We start from the raw sequence: 20,504 nt of genomic DNA, 5'->3' as shown, positions 1-20,504 counted from the left end.
GTCGATCTTAGCCGGACTGTTTCGGAGTCCCGATTGGAACGAGGTGGTAGTCCGGAATCGCCGCAAGTGCGTTGAGCCGTCTGCTCGCTCAATAGACGAGAAGACTGCCGTTGTGCTCGAGTCCGGCGCGCCGCAACTCGTCCCAGTCGAAGACGGCATGTCCCCACGCGAACCTGACCCGCGCGCTTCCACGGGAGACGCGATAGACGTTGCTGTCGAACCGATTGTTGCCGGACTCGATGATGTTGGCGTTTGCGTTGTCGGGCCCGACGTCGGAGGCGGCGCCGGCGCAAACCGCACCCTCGAATGTCATGTCGTTGTCGTGGATGTTGTTGTTGCGGGTCTTGTAGAGATCGCCGGATTTCATGCGGCGGCCCTGATCGACAAGGATGATCCCGCATTTTCCGGCGCTCACGGCCAGCGCGTTGTCATGAACATCGACGTCTTGCGACGCGGCAATCAGGATGTTGTTGCCCCAGAACCAACCCTTGCCGAGGCCGTTGTGCCGAACCCTGTTGTTGCGGATCACGGCCGAAAAAGAGATTTCGTGAAATATTCCGGCGTCGAGATTTCTCTCGACGATATTGCCCTCGTAGAGAACGTCGCGGCATTCGATGTCGCACCATAGGCCCGGGCCGCGGTTGTCGTAGACCAGATTGCCGCGCAAGACGACGTCTGAGCTGACCGCAAGCTTGACGCCGCCGGCTTCCCAGTTGGAGCTGAAGCCGCGGGTGTTGTTCTCGAAGACACGGTTGCGTTCGATCACGACGTCGTGGCCTGCTCCCGTGATCCCGATCTGGCCGTTGTGGTGAATGTCGCAGTCGCGGATCCGGGTGCCCGACCCCGCCGCGATCCCCGCCGCGCTGTTCAGCCGCAGCTCGCAATTCTCGACCACCCAGCCGTTGGCGTCCTGAGCCTGAATTGCACCCTTCTGGCCGACACTGGCATATTTCTCGATGATGAGGTTCCTGATCAGGACGCCGGGTCCGGTGCTCTCGAAGGCGAAGGCGGCGGCGGTGACTTCGACCTTGTGGGCCGAAGGGTCATCGGCGAGGAAGATCTCTCCGATTGAATGGTCGAAGTAAAAACGTCCCGGAGTGACCTCGTTCTTCGTCAGCACTTGAACGAGCGGAACGTCGTCGACGAAGACGGCCTCCGGCACGTTGCAGGCCGGCATCGACCTGACACATGATCCGACCCGCCGTCCTTGTTGGTTCTGACCACCGGCAACCCAATAACTTCCTTCGCGGCTGAAGTCGGTGAGCCGGCGGCTGCCGTTCAGGATTGTTCGACCTTCTCCATAAAAGCGCTGGTTGGCGCGTGGCCGGACGGCCTGACTGCGGTGGACGCCGTTCTTCAGGCAAAACGCCGCGCCCGCTCCGGCACGATCGACGGCGGCCTGGATCGGTTCGCCCGGCAGAACCGGGATGGCATCGGCCGGGCACGGCTCGTCGACGACGCCGCACAGCGCCGGCGCCACCGAGACGAGCCAGATCAACGCCGTCAGGCAGAACGTGAGCTTCAGCGTGCGCTGGCCGGCAGGGGCTCGCGAGAGGGGGGGGCGCGCCATAGACCGCGGCCTTCCATGTAACGATAGATCATCGTCGTGCCGATGCCGAAGCCGAACAGACTGCAGAACCAGACGCCTTGCATCGGCGCTTCGAGCGCGACGTCGAACGAGGTGTTGATCACGCACGCCGGTAGCCAAAATAGACGAAGCCCTTGCCGAGCGGCGCATAGCCCATGAGAACGCAACACAGCAGGAGGACGTAGCGGTCCCCGGGAGGTAAGGTACGCGCGATTGAGGCGTCTGTGGTCATGACTCCCGAAGGCGTAATCTCATTTCATGGAGGCGGCTCGTATCCGCAACCTGCTATCTGGCAATCGGGTTGATGGAGTCCTGGCCGCTGGCCTGTTCGGTCCCGGAGGATCGCGATTTCAGCGGGTGCGCGGCGGCCTCGTCGCTCGACGTGATGCCGGCTGGCATCTCATTTCTGACATCGATGACGTCACCGGGCTCGACGGGGGTCGTTTCGTCCGCGTCCGATACGACGGCGTGACCGTTCCGCATGCGCGTGATGCGGATCAAATGTCTGACGCCGTTGCCGGTCGCGCCGCCGACATTTTGCAGTCTGGCGTCACGCTCCGCGATCGCAGCCGGCAGCGTGATCTCGAGGTCGTTGAGGCGATCGCGGGTCTGCTGCAGGTCTGTCGCGACCTGACGCTTGAATGCCGCTTCGACATCCTTGATCTTGAAGTCGAGGTTTCCGGCGTCGACCTGCAGCCGAGAGACGTCCGAGAGTAACCGCCAGACCGCCGCTTCCTGGTTCGCCTCGAGGACGCGGTAGTTGAAGTCGTTGTTCTGTGTCCCCAATCCTTGCCTGAGAAGGGCGCCATATCGATCGATTTGCTGACGGATCAGGTCAAGCTGCTTCTTCCCGGCGTTGCTCTGCTCGGTGTTGGCGTCGATCTGCTCCTTGAGCAGCGGTTTTTGAGACCGAAGCAGGTCGACTTGGCCCCGCAAGATCGCAGCCTGGACGCGGAAGATGTCCTGCTCGCTTGCGATGATCAGGAGCGTGTCCTTGTCGTTGGCCGCGTTGCCGAGATCCGGTGGCGAGAAGCTGTCTTGTCCGTCGCGCTGCGCTTCGAGGCGCGCTTCGCGGACGAGCATGGTGCGCTTCTGGAGGGTCAGCTGGCGGACACGTTCTTCCGCCGTCAGATAATCGGAGAGCGCGGTGCTGCGTAGCGCGTCGCCTGGGCCATATCCTCCGGCGAGCGCCACCGCACTCTGCGTCGTGCTGCCGTAGCGGAAGGGGTAGGCGCCTGGCAGCCGTACGTCGCCCAGCACGTAGAGCGGCCGCAGCTCGGCGATGCGCACGCCGACCGAGGGTGTCCGCAGGATCCCGTCGGCAAGCAGTCGGTCGTTGATCCGCTTCTGGCATTCAAACACGGTAAGGCCCTTGACTTCGATGGGCGCAGCCAAGGGAAGATTGATGGTGCCGGCATCGTCGATCTGCACGTCGCCGGAGAGTTCCGGCTGGCCGAAGACAGTCACCGTGATGCGGTCGCCCGGCGCAAGCCGGTAGGTCGTCTCGCCCGCCGGCGCTGCGGCAGCGCACAGCAGGACGGAAAGGCTCACCGCCGACAACAAGCGCAACAGACGCAGGATGGGCGTGGCGAGTCCGGCACGTCCGGAGGCTATTGGTTGGCGATCGCGGTCCACGAAGGCTCCATGCGTTACCGACCGGATACGCGCAGGGGTTCCGCGGCCGGCCGCCTCTAGACTAGTGGTTGCGTGAGCCAAGCTGCGGAAAAACACGGACTATCGGCGCGCGCGTCTGCGGTACTTCGCTGGGGGTAACCCGCGGTCCGCGTCGGTTAGCTCCTATTCGCTGTTGCTGATCCATGAGCGCGATTGTTGCCGGCGTCTTGCTTCCCTCAAGATCAAGAACGCCGGAGACCGTCCGGCGGACATGCAAACGGGCGGAGACGCAACGTGAAAAAACGTGTTCTGGTGACTGGGGGCGCAGGCTTCCTCGGCTCGCATCTGTGCGCGCGATTGCTCAGGCAGGAATGCGAGGTGCTGTGCGTCGACAACTTCTTCACCGGCATGCGCCGCAACATCGAGCCGCTTCTCGGCGAGCCGGCCTTCGAGGTCATGCGGCACGACGTGACGTTCCCGCTCTATGTCGAGGTCGACGAGATTTACAACCTCGCGTGTCCGGCATCTCCGATCCATTACCAGCGCGATCCCATCCAGACCACGAAGACGAGCGTGCTCGGCGCGATCAACATGCTTGGCCTCGCCAAACGACTCCGCGCCCGCATCCTTCAGGCGTCGACCAGCGAGGTGTACGGCGATCCGGATGTCCATCCCCAGACCGAGGATTACTGCGGCATCGTCAATATCGCGGGACCGCGTGCCTGTTACGACGAGGGAAAACGCTGCACGGAGACGCTGTTCTACGATTACCGGCGGCAGCACCGGCTGGATATCCGCGTCGCCCGCATCTTCAACACCTACGGCCCGAACATGCATCCGCAAGACGGCCGCGTCGTCTCCAGCTTCATCGTGCAAGCGCTCAGGGGCGAACCGATCACGGTCTTCGGAACGGGCACGCAGACGCGATCGTTCTGCTATGTCGACGACCTGATCGACGGCTTGACGCGGTTGATGAACGCGTCCGTGGACATCGAGGGACCGGTCAATCTCGGCAATCCCACCGAAATGACGATGTGCGAGCTCGCGGAGCTCATCATCTCACTGACGGGGTCGCGCTCCCGGCTCGAGTTCTGCCCGTTGCCGAAGGACGATCCGCGCCAGCGCCGGCCCGACATCTCCCGCGCGCGTGAGGTTCTGCATTGGTCGCCCGTGGTGAGCGTGGTGGAGGGGCTGAGCAGGACGATCGCTTATTTCGACAACTTGCTGGCCGACCCGCGCGAGGCCGACAAGCTCGTATGGAAGATTCCCCAGTGAATCCAGCGGCCGACCCAGCTCTTGACCGCGGCGACGTGCTCGGCGTCAACGTCAACGCCATCACCATGAACGACGCGATCAAGAAGCTGGAGGGCTGGATCGAGGAGGGGCGCCGCGAGTATGTCTGCGTCACCGGGGTGCATGGCGTGATGGAATGCCGGCGCGATCCGTCGCTGCGCAGGATCCACAATGACGCCGGCATGGTAACGCCGGATGGCGTTCCACTTGTCTATTTCCTGCGCCTCATCGGCAAGGAGCGCACGCAACGGGTCTATGGGCCGGACCTGATGCGGGAGATGACGGCAGTTTCCGCAAGGCGAGGTTACCGGCAATTCTACTACGGTGGAGATGTCGGTCTTGCCGAGAAGCTGAGGGAGACGTTGGTTCGCGCGACTCCGGGGCTCCAGGTGGTCGGCACATACTCTCCGCCGTTTCGGACACTCACCCCGGACGAGGATCGCGCGGTGGTGGACATGATCAATGTCGCGCGGCCGGACATCGTCTGGGTCGGGTTGAGCACGCCGAAACAGGAACGGTGGATGGCGGCGCATCTCGGCCGCATCGAGGCGCCGGTCATGATCGGCGTCGGCGCGGCATTCGATTTCCTGGCAGGAACCAAGCGCCAGGCTCCGAGGTGGATGCAACGTCACTGCCTCGAATGGCTGTTCCGGCTGTGCTCGGAGCCGCGACGCCTGTGGCGACGCTATGTCTACATCGTGCCGGGATTCGCTTGTCTCGCAGCGGGCGGGCTGTTGCGACGCGCCATGCGTGGTCGAGAGTCCGCCGGCGCGATGCCGTCGCGCGAGACGGGTTGAGTCGAAGGTTGGCATGCAGGAAGTCGGAGTGAAAGACCGGCCCTTGGCGCTTGGAGCGGACCGTGGTGCGCTGCTGCAGCCGAAACTCCATATCTTGGAAGAATCCGGAAACCGGAGCGCAGCAGCGTGGCCGCGATCACGCGCGTCATCTTCGGAACACACGCCCTGGCGCTGGCGGACCAGGCGGTGGTCAGCGGCACCAGCCCGCTGTCGACGGTGCTGGTCGGTCGCTACACCCAGCCCAGTCAACTCGGCATCTACACCATCGGGCTCTCCATCTTGGGATCGGTGCTCGCGGTGCGGGACGCCCTCATCCTGATGCCTTACGCGATCCAGCGGCATCGTTCGTCGCGCAGTCCGAGGGAGCATGTCGGGCTCTCGCGCCGCGACACTTCCTGCATCAGCAACGTCTCGTTCGCAAAGCCCTTCCTCAGGTCGGCATGGCCGGTCGCAAGCCCTACCGCACCCACTCGGAGATCGCTTCTACACGTTCAGAACCTGGCGCAGGCCCGCCGCGCCATTGTCGACGATCACCCCAGCTCCTCGGTTCGGCACGATCTCGATCCAAACTGTAACTCATCGAAGGGAGTTACCGAATGACGATACTGATCACAGGGGGCGCTGGCTTTATCGGCGGCCATACAGTTCTCGCCTTTCTCGATCGGGGCGAGATTCCGATTGTTTTGGATGATCTATCGACTGGCAATAGGGCGGCAGTTCCGTCATGTGTCCCTTTCTCTGCCGGCGATGTCGGAGATATGGATTTGGTATTGCGTCTTGTACAAAATCATCGGATTGACGCGATCCTGCATTTCGCGGCCAAAATAGTCGTTCCGGAATCGGTAGCCGATCCGCTTAGCTATTATTTCAACAACACGGTCAAAACACATGCTCTGCTACAAGCTGCGGTGAGAGGAAACGTAAAGCATTTTGTTTTCTCTTCAACTGCAGCAGTTTATGGAAACCCAAGCGTTACGCCCGTAAGTGAGACAGCTGATCCAGCGCCGCTTTCGCCTTATGGAAGGTCAAAGCTAATGTCGGAGTATATGCTGCGTGATGCAAGCGCGGCATATAATCTGCGGTATGTGACCCTGCGATACTTTAACGTCGCCGGAGCCGATCCGGCCGGACGCCTTGGTCAATCGACACCTGGTGCGACGCATCTCGTCAAAGTGGCACTTGAGACGGCACTTCGCCGACGCTCCTGCATGAGTATTTATGGCAGCGACTATCCAACACCCGACGGTACATGCGTGCGAGATTACGTGCATGTTTCCGATTTGGCTCGTGCGCATCTTGCGGCGCTCGATCATCTGCGGGACGGTGGTGAGTCCCGAACCCTTAATTGCGGCTATGGACGAGGATACTCGGTCAGAGAAGTTGTTGATGCGGTAAGGAGGGTCTCGGGAGTTGATTTCGAAATTCGCCAAGCGCCCCGTCGAGCGGGAGATCCCGCCTCAATTGTGGCAGATAGCCGTCAACTTATGAAACTGGGATGGAGGCCAGAATTAGACGATCTGTCAAAGATGATTGAGCATGCTCACAACTGGGAGAAAAAGTTGACAGCAGATGCGTTCGGGATCGGCATCCATTAGAGAGGCCACTAACAGGCTGCTGAAAAGTTGCGTGCGGTTGGAGCAGCGGTCTGGTGGATCACCTGCTGCGTGCGATTCGCGTCCTGGTTGACGCTGCGCTGAAGGATCTGTCGCGCGATTTTGGCAGGCTGTACGGCCAGCATGAAGAGCTTCACGCCGAACGCAAGAGAAACCGGGTTACTCCTTAGTTGCTGTAAGCGGCCAGTCTCAATCTGAATACGCTACGAGTGCAGAAAGGACAGCGAAACCCCGACCAATGGAGGGGGGAATGAGAAGAGTTGCGAGACGAGTGATTAGATTGCTGGTCGAGAAGGCTGGATACACGATCGCCGCACGCACAAAGACGGGTTGTCCCCCTGACTTCAGCCCAGAAGCCATTTCCCTCTGCGACAGAGTCAAACCCTTCACCATGACGACACCAGAACGGGTTTCCGCTTTGCACGAAGCGGTCCGATATGTCGTCCGCAATCGCATCCCGGGCAGCATCCTCGAATGTGGCGTCTGGAAGGGCGGCAGCGTCATGGCTTGCGCCCTCACGCTTTTAGATGCGGGAGATTTACGCGATATTTGGATGTTCGACACGTTTGAAGGCATGTCACAGCCAACCGATGCGGACCGCGATCTACGAGGCGAATCGGCCGCTACATTGCTGTCGTCAGAGTCCCGCGACACCAGTCATATTTGGGCTGTCGCCCCGTTGGACGAGGTCAAGCGGAATGTCGCGTCGACCGGCTACCCGCCGCACCTCCTGAATTACGTACAGGGCCCGGTTGAGAGCACAGTCCCAAAGCAGGCCCCGCAGAGAATTGCGCTGCTTCGACTGGATACGGACTGGTACGAATCCACCTATCACGAACTCGTTCACCTTTTCCCGCGGCTCTCACCGGGCGGAGTTCTCATCATTGACGATTATGGGCACTGGGCCGGAGCGCGAAAGGCTGTAGACCAATACTTCGAAGAACAGAGCATGTCGCCTTTGCTTCATCGCATCGACTACACCGGACGTACTTTGGTGAAGTAGCGCTTGGTTAGCTGGACAGTCAGTCTACGGGGGCGTGCCAGCATCACCGCCGAAACCGCTGGTCTCGCAGCGCGAGTCCGTTCGCAATAAACCCGTCAAAGAGTGTTGTATTGAGTTGTGCTCTGGTGATCACCCTCAACACCCACGGTGGTGCAGACTAACCCATCAAGAATCCGAAACTTGCGCCGGAAGTAGATTCGCTCAAAGTGGTTGCCGCGAGAGACTGTTCTGAACTACCGTCCAAAGCGGCACGTGTTTTGGGCCTGTATGTGGCTGCTAGGGGGAAGTCCGTGATCGTGGGCTATTGTCGCATTGGTCCGCTCGAACCCATCGAGCGACTTGACGCTCAGAAGCGCGATCTGGCCGCGATCGGGGCACAGGAGTACTTTTGCGAGAAGGCCAGCGTCTTCGGGAAGATGCCGGAGTTGGAGCGGGCGATCGAGTCCACTCGGAAAGGGGACGTGATCGCGATCACCAAACCCTATCGAGTGGCGCGTTCGACCCGAGGGGTGCTGGCGCTCATCGAGCGGCTGGGCCGCAAGGGCGTCGGCCTTCGCATCCTCGGTACGCCGATTGACACGAGCACCACGACCGGACGTATGATCCTCGGATCGGCACCCCTTTGGTCGCTTGGCGCTTCCCCGCTGCGGTCTGTGCTGTGGGACCTGAGTATCGGTTGGTGGCGCGGACGGTGACGGCCATTTCCGGAGTGCGGCGGGACGCCACGTAAGACCGAGGCTTTGGAGATCCATGCTGACACGTCGAGCGCTATTCAAGACCGCAAGCGCTTTATGCGTCTCGATGGCCAACTTGAAGCGGGTTTCTGCCGCCGGCCCAAAGCCGAATACAACGGTCGCTTTTGATGTCCCGCGCGGCGCCTGCGACGCGCACGTCCATGTCGTTGGCGAGCCGGAGGAATTCCCCATGTCGCCGGAGCGGGACTACACCCCTCCCGTCGCGACCGCCGACGACTTGGTTGAAATGCTGAAATTCCTGAGTATCGAACGTGCGGTCATCGTCACCCCGACCGTCTATGGAAATGACAATTCAGTGACTCTTGCTGCCATCGAGAAGCTCGGGCGAGATCGCGCGCGCGGCGTTGCCTTGGTCGACAAGGCCACTTCGTCGGAGAGGCTCGATTCAATGATGAAGGGTGGCATCACCGGCATGCGGCTGTTCCTCGGCGGCGCCGGCGTCTTCCGTCCGGCGGCTGCAGCAAAGCACCTACAGACTGCAATCGATCTTGCTAACGTACGGGGATGGCACCTCGACATCTCGGCACCTCCCGACGTGGTCGCAGCTCTCGCGCCGCAACTCGCCGCGTGCCCTGTGCCCCTTGTTCTCGATTACTTCGGATGGGTTGCCGGTGGCGTGCAGCAGCCCGGCTTCGAGGCGGTGCTGTCGCTGGTCAAATCGGGGCGCGCCTATGTCAAACTCGCAGAACCATATCGGCTCTCCAAGAAAGCTCCCGACTACGGGGACCTCATACCTGTGGTTCGGGCTCTTCTGGCCGCAAACCCGGATCGGCTGCTATGGGGCTCGGGTTGGCCACACGTTGACTCGACCCCTGTCGCTGGTCGATCCAACACGGATCTCGCGCCCAACCTTCCGGTCGATACCGGGCATCTTCTCAATCTGTTTGCGAGGTGGGTGCCCGACGCGGAGATCCGCCGCACCATCTTGGTGGAGAACCCTGCTCGGCTTTACGGGTTCTAGAGACACGAACCGTTGCTCGACAACCGCTGCGGCGAATGTGGGTTCTCCCGCCCAGAGCTGATTAGATTGTCACCGGAACCGCTTTCGCAGTCGATAAGACGGTAGCTGCCGCGGGCTCGTCGCAGACGCAAGTTCGATGTACTGCCGCGCGACGCGAAAAGCATCGAACCGTTGGGCCATTCGGCGCGCGCCTGCGGACAGCTGTAACCACAACGCGTCATCGTTCAGGACGGATCTGAGCGCAATCGCCATCGCGCTTGGGTCTGTATCGGACACAAGCCCGTTCACGCCATTCACGAGCACATCCCGGCTGAGCCGTGAAGAACCGACAATAGGCGTTCCGCTAGCGATCGCCTCCATGACAGTTGCAGACGCGACAGGGGTCGCATAGCGAGTGGGGAAGGCAGCGACCCTAACCCGACCATGCAACCTCCGCACCGTCTGCCCATCCGCGGGACCCAGGAGGGTAACGCGCTTGCGAATCCGATCCGGGAGAGCATCCACCGCCGCTTGCGTCGGTTGAGTGATGTCGCCTGCAACGTAGAGTCCTACTGACGGATCGTCGAGCTCACCGAATGCCCGAATCGTGGCACCGGGATCCTTGTAGGGCAGGGTCCCGGAATGGAGGATCGCCCGCTCGCGGGCTGCAAGGTCAATCCCATGGTAGGCCTGAAGGTCGATGCATTTGGGGATCACAGCAAGCTGGTGCCGTGGCATGCCAAGATCGCGGACGAGTTCATCACGAAGCTCAGTCGTCGTGGCGACCACGTAGTCGCACCGCTTGGTGCTGAACCGCCGAATGATCCGCCACACCGGAGCAAGTCGCCCACTGCGAAGCTCGAGATTGTGGACAACCTGGACGATTGTGCCGCGGAGCGGGAGGGGCACTGCCTCGCTGTGGATGACGAGGTCCGGCCTGAAGCGATCGATAATCCACTTCGCGCGAAGCCAGGCCGCAACGGAGGCAAGCCCCGTCGAAGGCGTGCGACTCAATGCAAGGATCGGCAGATCGAGACGAGGAGTTAGAAGGCGCCGGTACTCCGCATGGCTCTGGAGGCTCCCCACAACGATCTTCACCTCGTGATCCAGATCGGACAGGGCTTGAGCAAGCGATACGATGAAAATATTGATGCCGTCCGGCGAGTCGAGAGCCTCGCGCCGAGTGAGGACAACACGCATGCGATCGACCTTTCCGTCTGTCGATTGTGAATTACAAAGGGCATAGGTTCAACCGTCAACAGAGGAGTACTCCATACGCTCGTGACGCCCGCCTTGAAGCAGCCATCCACGTGTGCGGCGGTGCTTACGCCGCCACCCGGATCGCTTGGCTCTAGAGGATCCTCGGCTAACTCGTGAGGCGGTAAGCCTGGAGGAAGCACGTCGAGCTAGCGTTCGGAGCGAAGTTGACCGCGCCAAGGCGGCACGGCGCTGGTGGGGGACGCGAGCATGGAACCCGCTGCAACGTCGCTTGCGCGCGCTTTGCCGTCACCTTGAGTTGCGGGAATCCGCACTCTGGCAGTGCCAAACACCAAGAAGAAACCTGCCGAAACCACCAGCACGAAGCATTCTCTCGCGATTAGTGCGATCGCGACGGCGATGGCCGCGTTCAAGAGTTGGAGAGAAAGTAGGTATGCTACGGCGAGGAATATCAATAAGCCTGATACATTGAGAGAGGCCCAAGCGCGCTCGTGGCCGTAGTTAAACATATAGAGGTTTGACGTGCAGGTATTCGCGTTTATTAGAATAGGAATGACAGACATCACCCGAACGATCGGGATCGCACCCGAAAAACTCTCGCCGAATAATAAGAGGATGACATATGGGGCGAGAAAGAACAAAAAAAGGCTGAGTGCCGCACCAACGACGAGGGTCAGCAGGGAACGCCGAATCAGAACGAGCCCAGCTTCCGGGTCGTGGTGCGCGCAATATGCGACTCTGGGCAAAAGCGTTTCGCACATGGCTCTGAAAAAAGGCCGTGTGGCGCTCACGAACTTCTCGGCGATCGAATAGTGCCCGGCGGCAACGTAACCCGCAAAATGCTCGACAAGCGGAACGGGCAGAGTCACGAACAGCCTCTCGACAAGAGTAAAGAGGAATCCTCGCCAGCCGTTGCGAAGCTGCATTCCAACCGTGGACGGTGTCACGGCCCTGAAGCCGCTGAAGCCGATGGGAACGATGAACGGCAGGCTGACAAGGCCCGCGACCAGGGGTATCGAGCTCTGAATCGCCACCGCAAGTTCGATTTGGGCGGACGAGGTCACCATCGTCAGGAAGCACACCAGAGCCAAACTGCGGCCGACGACCACCGCGACGGCCGCTTGCCATGCGCGTTCCAGAGCGATGAACAGCCAGGTCGGAAACAGGATGCCTCCCACTGAGGTCAGCATGGCGCACAAGAACATGGGCTTGCTGACAGCGAGGAGGCCGTCCGGGGCAGCGACGCCAGCGAGCGTCACCACGAAGCACAGTATAGCTTTCGTGGCAGCGACCTCCGCGAAGAGAGAGGCGATCACGGCTGGCTCATGCCGGGCGGACGCCGCCGCACGTTGCGCAGTCCAATGAAAACCATACTCCACGATCGTGGCTGCGAGCCATCCGACGCTCAGGGCGTATGCGTATTGTCCAAACTGAAGGGGCCCCAGAACCCTGCCGGCATATGGCAGAATGAGAAGGGGCTGCAGGACGTCCGCCGCATGCATAATGGCTAAACTGGCCGCTTGCTTACGCAGGCTCATAAGCAGTCCTCACTGAGGGAAGTCCCATAAGTCCTGACTCCGTCCAGGCAGGCGAAGCCGCAGACGTCCCGACCAAGGAGATCCTCAAGCCTGCGCTTGTTGGCTGAATCTGATGCGGGGCTAAACGCGGAGCGATCCTGGTGAGGCTGATGTGGTCCTTGGTGTAGCCTCTGATCTCAAATCCCCGCCCGTATTCAGCAATCTCAGCCAACCGCATGACCGGCTTGGCGTCTGAAATGGCGCCAGAAGTGGGAAGAATCCTGCTCAGCCCATGCTCCTTGAGCGACTCCGCGATACCAATCTCTGAGGGGATGGCCACCATCCGCTGACGTCGTGACGAGCAGAGAGCCGTCCGGGAGGTCAGCCCGCGTCGCGATTGCCGAAAGAAGTTCATGGCTTGCCTCTGGACACGCCCGGTTACACGTCCCAGGCGTCGCCAATCTGAGCTTGGTGAACAGCGTCTTGCGCTGCATTGGCGAACACGTTCGGAGCCGTGAGCCGCACCGCACCCTAGAGAGTGAAGCAATGCCGATCACCCCCCGGGGGCCCTCTTTCATGGTGAGCCGCGCGGCACTCCGGAGCATGCCTGCGAATGACAATCTCAAAAAGCGCTCCGAAGGGGTAACACCGATGAGCCAAGTGACGCGAAGACCCATCCGCTAACATTCTCCGTGCAGTGGAACCCGTGGGGTAGAAACAATGTCGGCGGAAACAGAGGTTTTCGACTATGTAATTGTCGGCGCCGGGGCCGCGGGGTGCGTGGTGGCCAATCGGCTCGCGGCCGCAGAAGACTGCACTGTTTGCCTGCTCGAGGCGGGCCCGCCCGACTACAGTGTCTTCCTGCGTGTCCCCGCCGGGGTCTACAAGGCCTCATCAATTCCGAAATACGCATGGCAGTTCGAAACGGAGCCGAGCCCAGCGACGGCAAACCGCGCCATACCGATCCCTCAGGGCAAGACGCTCGGTGGTTCGACCGCGATCAACGGAATGAACTACAACCGGGGCCATTACGAGGATTTCGATGGTTGGGCCCGCCGGGGCAACCGGGGCTGGGGCTACGCTGACGTGCTTCCGTACTTCAAAAGAACCGAACGGAGAATCGGGACCTGCGATACCACGTACCGAGGCCTGGAAGGAGCGCTTCCCATCACGGACTGCGATTGGCAACACCCGCTTTGCGATTCTTTCATTGAGGCTGCGCACAACCTCGGACTGCCGCACAATTCCGACTACAACGGCGCAAGGCAGGCGGGGGTCGGGTACTATCAGCGCTATATCGAGAACGGCTGGCGCGTAAGTGCGGCGCGGGCATTTCTGCGGCCAGTTACCAAGAAGAGGAACTTGGAGATTCGGACCAGAGCTCAAGCCACTGCGGTGGTGTTCGAGGGAAAGCGCGCGATCGGGGTTCGGTACGCGCAAGGACCTGGCCGTCCTGCTCGTGACTTGCAAGCACGTCGCGAGGTGATCCTCACCGCCGGGGCTACGAATACGCCGAAGCTGCTGCAGATTTCAGGGGTCGGTTCACCAGCATTGCTCGCAGACCTTGGTGTTCCGATCCTGCATGAATTGCCTGGCGTCGGCGCGAACCTGCAGGACCACTATATGATCCATTTCATCGTCCGGGTGAAGGGCAAGACGATCAGCGGGCACGGCTTTGCTCTGCTTCGGGAAGGCGCCAAATGGGCCTTCGGCCGTCCGAGCATTCTCGCCGTTAGTCCGTCTCTCGTCTACGGTTTCGCCAATTCGCGGGATCTCTCCTCCACTCCGGATATTCAGCTGGATATTGCCATTGGGAATTATACGAACCACACCCTGGAAAGTTTTCCCGTCCTCAAGCCCGGATTCTATCAGCTGCGGCCGAACAGCACCGGATTCGTCCGCGCGTGCTCGCCCGATCCCTTCCGTGCCCCGATCATTCAGCCCAACTATCTCGTGGACGAAAGGGACCAGCGTGTTGCTGTCGACGGCATCAGGACGGTGCGGCGGCTGCTCGGCGCCCCAGAGCTTCAGCCTTACTACTGCGGGGAGGAGTTGCCCGGTCCCTCGGTCACGGACGACTCCGAGTGCCTAGAATACGCGCGGGAAGCTGGACTGACAGCATATCACGTGTGCGGGACGTGCCAAATGGGCCCGCAGGACAACCCGGCGTCGGTCGTCGATGATCAATTACGTGTCCACGGTTTGGACGGCCTGCGGATAGCGGATGCTTCGATAATGCCCACTGTGCCCTCCGCCAACACGTCCGCGGCTGTGTTCATGATCGCAGAAAAGGCCGCGGACATGATTCTGGGACGGCATCCTTTGCCCGCAATGCATTCTGATCCCTCCGACTGGGTCCAGCGTCCGGCTCAGCCGGCCGTACAGGGGTAGATCGCAATCCAGAGGCTAGAGGTGGCCAAAAAGGTAACATGGAGGACCTGTCCTTGAAGAGACGAATCCTCGTTGCTTCTGACTTTAACGCGAAAGATCGAGCTCACTTCGCATTGTCCTACGAGTTCTGCCGTATCGTCACCGAATGTGATCATGCAGACCTCGTCGCGCCTGGCATCGACAACTACCTGACGAGGTATCTCAGTGGCATTCTGCCACCTCACGACAGTCTGAACGTCCAGCGCGACTTCAACAGGCTGGTCAATGGTGTCCGTAAGGGGCTTGGACTGAAGAACGCGCCGACGATCAAGCGGGTCGAGCTCGACCAGAACTACGACGTTTTCTTCTTTGTGGCCTGGAGTCCGCAAAGTTTCGTTGAGCTCTCGCGCATCCAAAATTGGCGCGGTCGGTGCAAGATCGCCGTGGCATATCTGTTCGAGCTCTGGTCCAGCACACTCGAACAGGACAGCCATTACTTGAGACTGTTGGACCAGTTCGACCACGTGTTTCTGCTTCACAGCGCAAGCGTACCGCGCCTTTCCCCATACACGTCCGCTCCCTGTTCCTTTCTGGCGACGGGCGTCGATTGCCTGATTGCCACACCGTATCCGTCGCCGCCCGAGCGGGTCGTCGATGTATATTCGATGGGCAATCGCGCAACGGGACTACATCGGCAATTGGTGGCGCTGGCTGAACGGCGCAATTTCTTCTATCTCTATGACTCGCTCTCGAGCGGCGATTCCCAGGTCAAGGATTGGCGGGAGCATCGACTGCTTCTCGCCAACACTATCAAGCGCACCCGTTACTTCATGGGCTTCAGTCCCGCGGCAGTAGTGGGTGCAAAATCGCACAAGATCGTAGGCGAGCAGGTCCTGCCGTCACGTCTGTTCGAGGGTGCCGCCGGGGGCGCCGTCATCCTTGGCACCACGCCGCAATGCGCCGAGTTCCGAGAGTGCTTCGATTGGCCAGATGCGGTGATTGAGGTTTCTCCACAGTCAAGCGATATCGCCGCCGTGATCGACGAATTGGATGCGCAGCCCGAGCGGATAGAGCGCGTGCGCCGGACGAACGCCGTGCGTTGCCTGCTACGGCACGATTGGGTCTACCGCTGGGAGCACATCTTGGCCACAATCGGAATGGAGCCGCTTCCGCAGCTCCACGATCGCAAGTCCCGGCTGAGCGAAGTCGCAGCCGCCGCCATGTCGCCATCGCCCGATAGCGCAGCCGCCTGAGATACCCGTGCTTCTGGCCCGAGATGAAGATGCGGCGGGGATTTTGCGCATCGTCGCTGCGGGAGCGCGAACGCCTCTTCGAGCGCAGCTTCACCTTCGATCTTGCAACGGATGTCGCGGATGATCCGGCCCAGCCGGCTGCGCAGGATGCGCAACTGCCGCCGATGCCGCTTGAACTGCTTGGCATGGGCCGTAGCCGGCGCCGTCGATCGTTCGGCCCCGTCGTCTGGTGCTTCTTCGGCCGCATGGTCTCCTCCGATGCACCGCAGAATCATGGTTCGCAAATGCCCCCGCATCCGAAAACAGACTCCCCGCTCAATCGCTTAGAGGCTTGTTCACTGAGAACTATTTGGCCGCAATGATCTTGTGCTGGCCAATCCGGCCTACCCCCAAAGAGTGGGTGTCGGGCAGCAAGATCTGGCGTCTAATGGATCCAGAGGTTCGAGCCATTATTCACCCTGGAGAACCGGGCGTATGCGCACAATTCGGTCTGAATCACCACATGTGCCGCCGGTGATTTCGACATCACTGGAGACATCAGACGTCATCTCGATGCATTTTGAGAATGTGCGCCGCGTGCTGGCTGAAGTTCAAGTGTACGCGGTCCAGAGACTAGTCGGGATTTTCCGTGAGGCCCGCGACCGAGGGGCCTTCATTTACATCGCCGGCAATGGCGGTAGCTCTTCAACCGCCTCTCACTGGGTGAATGACCTTGGCAAGGCAACCAAACGCTCGGGCTGCCGACCGTTAAAGGTCATGTGCTTATCTGACAACATGTCCTGGTTCTCCGCTCTGTCAAACGACGAAGGTTACGAGAGGGCGTTCGCGGGCCAGCTTGAGAATTTCGCGACCCCGGGAGATGTGCTGACCTGCATCTCTGCGAGCGGCAACTCCCCGAACCTGGTACGCGCGGTCGAATTGGCGCGAAGGCTGAAGCTCACCACCGTGGCCCTACTCGGATTTGATGGGGGCGTGCTGAAGGGTCTGGTCGACGAGCCAGTGTGCGTCGAGACCGAGAAGGGCAGGTACGAGCTCGTCGAGGACGTCCATTCAGCGATCTGTCACGCGGCCACAAGGTGCCTCGTTGCCGACAGACCAGGTCCTAATTAATGGCCGCCCTCGACGACACTTCCCTCCACGCGCGTATCGAAGGCCGGATCTATGATCGGCCGACGCAGGCGGTCATCCTTGCCGGTGGACGTGGCACCCGAATGCGGCCGATCACGGATGATCGGCCTAAGCCGATGGTGCCGGTTCTGGGGCGCCCTTTTCTAGAATACCAGATCGAGCAATTGCGCGACCAGGGTTTTGAACGAGTCCTGATCCTCCTGGGGTATTTGCCCGAGGTCGTACAGAACCATTTCGGCGATGGTCGTGACTGGGGTGTGCACATCGAGTACTCGGTAACGGCTCCCGACCAACTGACCAGCAGCCGAGTGGCGACTGCTCGGCACTTGATCGATCCTTGCTTCCTGCTGTTGTACTGCGACAACTACTGGCCGATGCAGATGAACCGGCTGTGGGCGCGGTTCCGCGAGGCCGGGAAGCCCGGTTTGATCACCGTCTACGGCAACAAGGACGGTTACTCCCGAGGCAGCGTCCTCCTCGACCACGACGGCCACGTGAGCGTATTCGATCGTTTGCGCACGACCCCCGGGCTGCAGCAGGTCGAAATCAGTTACGCGATCCTTACAGACCTCGCCCTCGCGCTGCTACCCGAGCAGGACACGCTGTTCGAAGAGGCGATCTATACGCCGCTCGCTCAACAGGGGCGGCTCACGGCGTATTTGAGCGATCACCGCTATTACGGCGTCGGCTCGCTGGAGCGACTCCCGGCAACGGAAGCCTTCATGCGGCGCAAGCCAACCGTGATCCTCGATCGCGACGGCGTGCTCAACCACAAGCCGCCGCCGGCGCAATACGTACGGAACTGGAGTGAGTGGACATGGTGCCCGGGCTCTCTCGAGGCACTGCGGCTCCTGCACGACCGGGGCTACCGCACAATTGTCGCCTCCAACCAACCCGGCATCGGTCGCGGCGTTATGAACGAGGCCGACCTCGAAGCCGTACATGACCGCATGAAGCGTGAGATCGCGCAGGCGGGAGGCTGCATCGACGCAATATATTATTGTCCGCACGATTGGGGAGACGGTTGCGAGTGTCGCAAGCCGAAACCCGGCCTCCTTTACCAAGCCCAGCGGGACTTCCACCTTGACCTCACGCGCACGCTATTTGTTGGCGACGACGAGCGCGACGCCGCGGCTGCGGCGGCGGCTGACTGCCCCTTCCGTCGCGTGACCAGTGCGTGCTCGCTCCTCGACGTCACCCGACAACTGCTTGAACGGAAAGGCACCCCCGCATATGCCTAACAACAAGCGGATCCTGATCACCGGCAACAACGGCTATATCGGATCGGTTATGGCGCCTTGGCTCCAGGGCCAAGGCTTCGACGTGGTTGGTCTCGACACCGGATATTTCTCTGTCTGCACACTTGTCCCCGACCTCGCTGACGTCCCGACTATCCGCGAGGACCTACGAGAGGTTACCGCCAAGGAACTCGCCGGTTTCGACGCGGTGATTCATCTGGCGGCACTCAGCAACGATCCGATCGGCAACTTGAACGAAGCCTGGACGCGGGAGATCAACTGGCAGGGGACGATCCGGCTTGCGAAACTCGCGAAGCAGGCGGGCGTCCCGCGCTTCATTTTTTCATCCTCTTGCATCATGTACGGGACGTCGGAAGAGGCGGTTGTCGACGAGAATGCGCCGCTCGCGCCGCGCACCGAATACGCCCGCTCCAAAGTCGAGGCGGAGATGGCGCTGCGCGCGCTCGCCGATGATCGTTTCTCTCCGACGTTTTGCCGCAACGGGACTGTCTACGGCCTCTCGCCGCGGATGCGGTTCGACACAGTCCTCAACGATTTCATGGGCAATGCCTTTACGACTGGCCGCATTGTGATCCAAAGCGACGGCACACCCTGGCGACCAGTCGTCCATGTCCAGGACGTTGCGCGCGCGTTTCAGGCGGTGCTCGAGGCGCCATTAGAGGCTGTCCACAACGAGGCCTTCAACATCGGTGCGGACGAACTCAATCACCAGATCCGTGATCTCGGGCAGATTGCGGCGGAAAGGGTTCCCGGCTGCGAACTCGCGAGCGTGCCGCAGCCCGGCGCGGATCAGCGCACCTACAAGGCGGATTTTGCCAAGTTCAAGCGAACCTTTCCGGGATTCCGCTTCCGTTGGACGGCGAGGGACGGAGCGAAGGAGCTTTATACCGCGTTCCAAAGAATCGGTCTGAAGCATGGCGTATTCACGGACAAGCGTTTTACGCGTCTGAGCTGGTTGCGGCATCTGCTCGACAGCGGATCGATCGACGAGTCGCTCAGGTGGACTGAGATCAGAGCCAATGTGAGCCGAAATCGAGCCTGAGTCTCTCAACAGGGTAGGAGGCCGAGCGCAGTGAAAACTCTATCGACGCGTGAACTCGAGCCTGCATCCGTAATCCTCGATGAGGAGGGGCACGGACCTGCTTACGCCAACTGGCGTCCGACCAGCATCGTCATGACGCGGACTCCGCTGCGCGTCAGCTTTGCAGGAGGCGGCACGGATTTGCCGGAGTTTTACGAGGTTGAAGAAGGCGCCGTCCTGAGCGCGGCCGTTGACAAATACGTCTACGTCACTGTCAAGCGCCACAGCGACCTCTTCAACGAGCCGATCCGGCTCAACTACTCGCGCACCGAGCAGGTCAACACTATTGCGGAGATTGACAACAACATTGCCCGCGAGTGCCTCAAATTTCTCAGCATCGAGCCTCCGATTTTCATCAGTACCGTTGCCGACATGCCGGCCTCGACCGGCATGGGGGGATCGAGCTCCTTTGCAGTGGGGTTGCTCCACGCGCTCCACGCCTTCCGTGGCGAGCGCGTCACCGCGGGTCAACTAGCTGAAGAGGCCTGCTATATTGAGATGGAGGTTCTTAAAGAGCCGATCGGCAAGCAGGACCAATACGCCGCCGCCTTCGGCGGCCTGAATCTGCTTCGGTTCGGGCGCGGCGGCCGCGTTACGGTCGAGCCGCAGCCGGTCCGAAACGGTTCCGCTGCCCACCTGTTCAGCAACATCATGATGTTCTGGACCGGTCATCAGCGCCCGGCCGCCTCGGTGCTCACCGAGCAGAGGAGCAACACGTCGCGAAACCTGGACGTCCTGCGGCACATGCGCAACGACGCCTATGAGTTTCGTGCCCTATGCTCCGGTCACCACATCGAGCTCGAGCAGGTGGGCGAGGCTCTTCACCGCGGCTGGGTGATGAAGCGGGGTCTTGCTTCCAAGATTACCACCTCGGAGATCGACCGCTATTACGCGCGAGCCCTTGAGGCAGGTGCCGAAGGTGGCAAACTCTGCGGCGCCGGCGGTGGCGGCTTCCTCATGTTCATCGTGAAGCCGGAGAAACGCGAGCGGGTGCGTCAGGCGCTCTCGGACCTCCCCTTGGTGTCGCTTGGGTACGAGGTACACGGCTCGCGGGTGCTTTACCCGGCCGGGTGAG

20 protein-coding genes are annotated in these 20,504 nt (G+C 60.9%); 15 read left to right on the top strand and 5 right to left on the bottom strand.

Annotation, left to right across the window (positions count from 1 at the left end; genetic code table 11):
- Window positions 1–88: 88 nt before the first annotated feature.
- From MTX19_RS26320 to MTX19_RS26310, 3 genes are all read right to left on the bottom strand, one after another.
- On the bottom strand, window positions 89–1,570 hold the full coding sequence (locus MTX19_RS26320; RefSeq protein ID WP_280985539.1) for a right-handed parallel beta-helix repeat-containing protein: 1,482 nt from the start codon (window positions 1,568–1,570) through the stop codon (window positions 89–91).
- Window positions 1,522–1,692, bottom strand: coding sequence for a hypothetical protein (locus MTX19_RS26315; protein ID WP_280985538.1), 171 nt, complete (start codon window positions 1,690–1,692; stop codon window positions 1,522–1,524). Before MTX19_RS26315 ends, MTX19_RS26320 begins: the two co-directional genes overlap by 49 nt.
- A 181-nt stretch (window positions 1,693–1,873) precedes the next feature.
- Window positions 1,874–3,223 carry a polysaccharide biosynthesis/export family protein gene (locus MTX19_RS26310; protein ID WP_280979990.1) on the bottom strand — a complete coding sequence of 450 codons (1,350 nt, stop codon included), beginning with the start codon at window positions 3,221–3,223 and terminating at the stop codon, window positions 1,874–1,876.
- 273 nt (window positions 3,224–3,496) lie between these two features.
- Between MTX19_RS26310 and MTX19_RS26305 the strand changes: the two genes are divergently transcribed.
- The 8 genes from MTX19_RS26305 (at window position 3,497) to MTX19_RS26270 (ending at window position 9,624) form a co-directional block, all read left to right on the top strand.
- Entirely contained in the window at window positions 3,497–4,477 is a 981-nt protein-coding gene (locus MTX19_RS26305) for a UDP-glucuronic acid decarboxylase family protein (protein ID WP_280979989.1), read from the top strand.
- Entirely contained in the window at window positions 4,474–5,292 is an 819-nt protein-coding gene (locus MTX19_RS26300; RefSeq protein WP_280979988.1) for a WecB/TagA/CpsF family glycosyltransferase, read from the top strand. The genes MTX19_RS26305 and MTX19_RS26300 overlap by 4 nt, the downstream gene beginning before the upstream one ends.
- A gap of 126 nt (window positions 5,293–5,418) precedes the next feature.
- Complete coding sequence (locus MTX19_RS26295; RefSeq protein WP_280979987.1) at window positions 5,419–5,892, top strand: hypothetical protein; 474 nt, start codon at window positions 5,419–5,421, stop codon at window positions 5,890–5,892.
- On the top strand, window positions 5,889–6,887 hold the full coding sequence (gene galE / locus MTX19_RS26290) for a UDP-glucose 4-epimerase GalE (protein WP_280979986.1): 999 nt from the start codon (window positions 5,889–5,891) through the stop codon (window positions 6,885–6,887). Before MTX19_RS26295 ends, galE begins: the two co-directional genes overlap by 4 nt.
- Window positions 6,888–6,940: 53 nt before the next feature.
- Window positions 6,941–7,075: a hypothetical protein gene (locus MTX19_RS26285; RefSeq protein WP_280979985.1), complete on the top strand. Its 135-nt coding sequence runs from the start codon at window positions 6,941–6,943 to the stop codon at window positions 7,073–7,075.
- Between the two features lie 110 nt (window positions 7,076–7,185).
- A complete protein-coding gene (locus MTX19_RS26280; protein ID WP_280979984.1) occupies window positions 7,186–7,908 on the top strand; it encodes a TylF/MycF/NovP-related O-methyltransferase in 723 nt (240 codons plus the stop codon).
- A gap of 290 nt (window positions 7,909–8,198) precedes the next feature.
- Window positions 8,199–8,603 (top strand): recombinase family protein, encoded by a 405-nt coding sequence (locus MTX19_RS26275; RefSeq protein WP_280979983.1) that lies wholly within the window; start codon window positions 8,199–8,201, stop codon window positions 8,601–8,603.
- A gap of 106 nt (window positions 8,604–8,709) precedes the next feature.
- On the top strand, window positions 8,710–9,624 hold the full coding sequence (locus MTX19_RS26270; protein ID WP_280979982.1) for an amidohydrolase family protein: 915 nt from the start codon (window positions 8,710–8,712) through the stop codon (window positions 9,622–9,624).
- Window positions 9,625–9,693: 69 nt separating this feature from the next.
- Here the strand turns inward: MTX19_RS26270 and MTX19_RS26265 are convergent, their stop codons facing one another.
- Entirely contained in the window at window positions 9,694–10,803 is a 1,110-nt protein-coding gene (locus tag MTX19_RS26265) for a glycosyltransferase family 4 protein (RefSeq protein WP_280985537.1), read from the bottom strand.
- A gap of 206 nt (window positions 10,804–11,009) precedes the next feature.
- Window positions 11,010–12,359, bottom strand: a complete 1,350-nt coding sequence (locus MTX19_RS26260) for an oligosaccharide flippase family protein (RefSeq protein ID WP_280985536.1) — start codon at window positions 12,357–12,359, stop codon at window positions 11,010–11,012.
- A 699-nt stretch (window positions 12,360–13,058) separates the two neighbouring features.
- Between MTX19_RS26260 and MTX19_RS26255 the strand changes: the two genes are divergently transcribed.
- From MTX19_RS26255 to MTX19_RS26225, 7 genes are all read left to right on the top strand, one after another.
- Complete coding sequence (locus MTX19_RS26255; RefSeq protein WP_280979979.1) at window positions 13,059–14,729, top strand: GMC family oxidoreductase N-terminal domain-containing protein; 1,671 nt, start codon at window positions 13,059–13,061, stop codon at window positions 14,727–14,729.
- 38 nt (window positions 14,730–14,767) lie between these two features.
- Window positions 14,768–15,961 carry a glycosyltransferase gene (locus MTX19_RS26250; protein WP_280979978.1) on the top strand — a complete coding sequence of 398 codons (1,194 nt, stop codon included), beginning with the start codon at window positions 14,768–14,770 and terminating at the stop codon, window positions 15,959–15,961.
- 29 nt (window positions 15,962–15,990) lie between these two features.
- Entirely contained in the window at window positions 15,991–16,323 is a 333-nt protein-coding gene (locus MTX19_RS26245) for a hypothetical protein (protein WP_280985003.1), read from the top strand.
- 112 nt (window positions 16,324–16,435) lie between these two features.
- On the top strand, window positions 16,436–17,071 hold the full coding sequence (locus tag MTX19_RS26240; protein ID WP_280979977.1) for an SIS domain-containing protein: 636 nt from the start codon (window positions 16,436–16,438) through the stop codon (window positions 17,069–17,071).
- Window positions 17,071–18,330: an HAD-IIIA family hydrolase gene (locus tag MTX19_RS26235; protein ID WP_280979976.1), complete on the top strand. Its 1,260-nt coding sequence runs from the start codon at window positions 17,071–17,073 to the stop codon at window positions 18,328–18,330. The genes MTX19_RS26240 and MTX19_RS26235 overlap by 1 nt, the downstream gene beginning before the upstream one ends.
- A complete protein-coding gene (locus MTX19_RS26230; RefSeq protein WP_280979975.1) occupies window positions 18,323–19,390 on the top strand; it encodes an SDR family oxidoreductase in 1,068 nt (355 codons plus the stop codon). Before MTX19_RS26235 ends, MTX19_RS26230 begins: the two co-directional genes overlap by 8 nt.
- Window positions 19,391–19,420: 30 nt before the next feature.
- A complete protein-coding gene (locus tag MTX19_RS26225) occupies window positions 19,421–20,503 on the top strand; it encodes a GHMP kinase (RefSeq protein ID WP_280985535.1) in 1,083 nt (360 codons plus the stop codon).
- Window position 20,504 lies beyond the last annotated feature (1 nt).

This window comes from Bradyrhizobium sp. ISRA464 (assembly GCF_029910095.1).
Classification (GTDB): domain Bacteria; phylum Pseudomonadota; class Alphaproteobacteria; order Rhizobiales; family Xanthobacteraceae; genus Bradyrhizobium.
The sequence above is the reverse complement of the archived record's forward strand: the minus strand, read 5'-3'. Positions and strand labels throughout refer to the sequence as shown.

Bases quoted from the DNA above. Each gene is read 5' to 3' on its own strand.
- MTX19_RS26320 (WP_280985539.1), bottom strand. From the start codon at position 1,570: ATGGCGCGCCCCCCCCTCTCGCGAGCCCCTGCCGGCCAGCGCACGCTG.
- galE (WP_280979986.1), top strand. From the start codon at position 5,889: ATGACGATACTGATCACAGGGGGCGCTGGCTTTATCGGCGGCCATACA.
- MTX19_RS26270 (WP_280979982.1), top strand. From the start codon at position 8,710: ATGGCCAACTTGAAGCGGGTTTCTGCCGCCGGCCCAAAGCCGAATACA.
- MTX19_RS26265 (WP_280985537.1), bottom strand. From the start codon at position 10,803: ATGCGTGTTGTCCTCACTCGGCGCGAGGCTCTCGACTCGCCGGACGGC.
- MTX19_RS26260 (WP_280985536.1), bottom strand. From the start codon at position 12,359: ATGAGCCTGCGTAAGCAAGCGGCCAGTTTAGCCATTATGCATGCGGCG.
- MTX19_RS26255 (WP_280979979.1), top strand. From the start codon at position 13,059: ATGTCGGCGGAAACAGAGGTTTTCGACTATGTAATTGTCGGCGCCGGG.
- MTX19_RS26250 (WP_280979978.1), top strand. From the start codon at position 14,768: ATGGAGGACCTGTCCTTGAAGAGACGAATCCTCGTTGCTTCTGACTTT.
- MTX19_RS26245 (WP_280985003.1), top strand. From the start codon at position 15,991: ATGCGGCGGGGATTTTGCGCATCGTCGCTGCGGGAGCGCGAACGCCTC.
- MTX19_RS26240 (WP_280979977.1), top strand. From the start codon at position 16,436: ATGCGCACAATTCGGTCTGAATCACCACATGTGCCGCCGGTGATTTCG.
- MTX19_RS26235 (WP_280979976.1), top strand. From the start codon at position 17,071: ATGGCCGCCCTCGACGACACTTCCCTCCACGCGCGTATCGAAGGCCGG.
- MTX19_RS26230 (WP_280979975.1), top strand. From the start codon at position 18,323: ATGCCTAACAACAAGCGGATCCTGATCACCGGCAACAACGGCTATATC.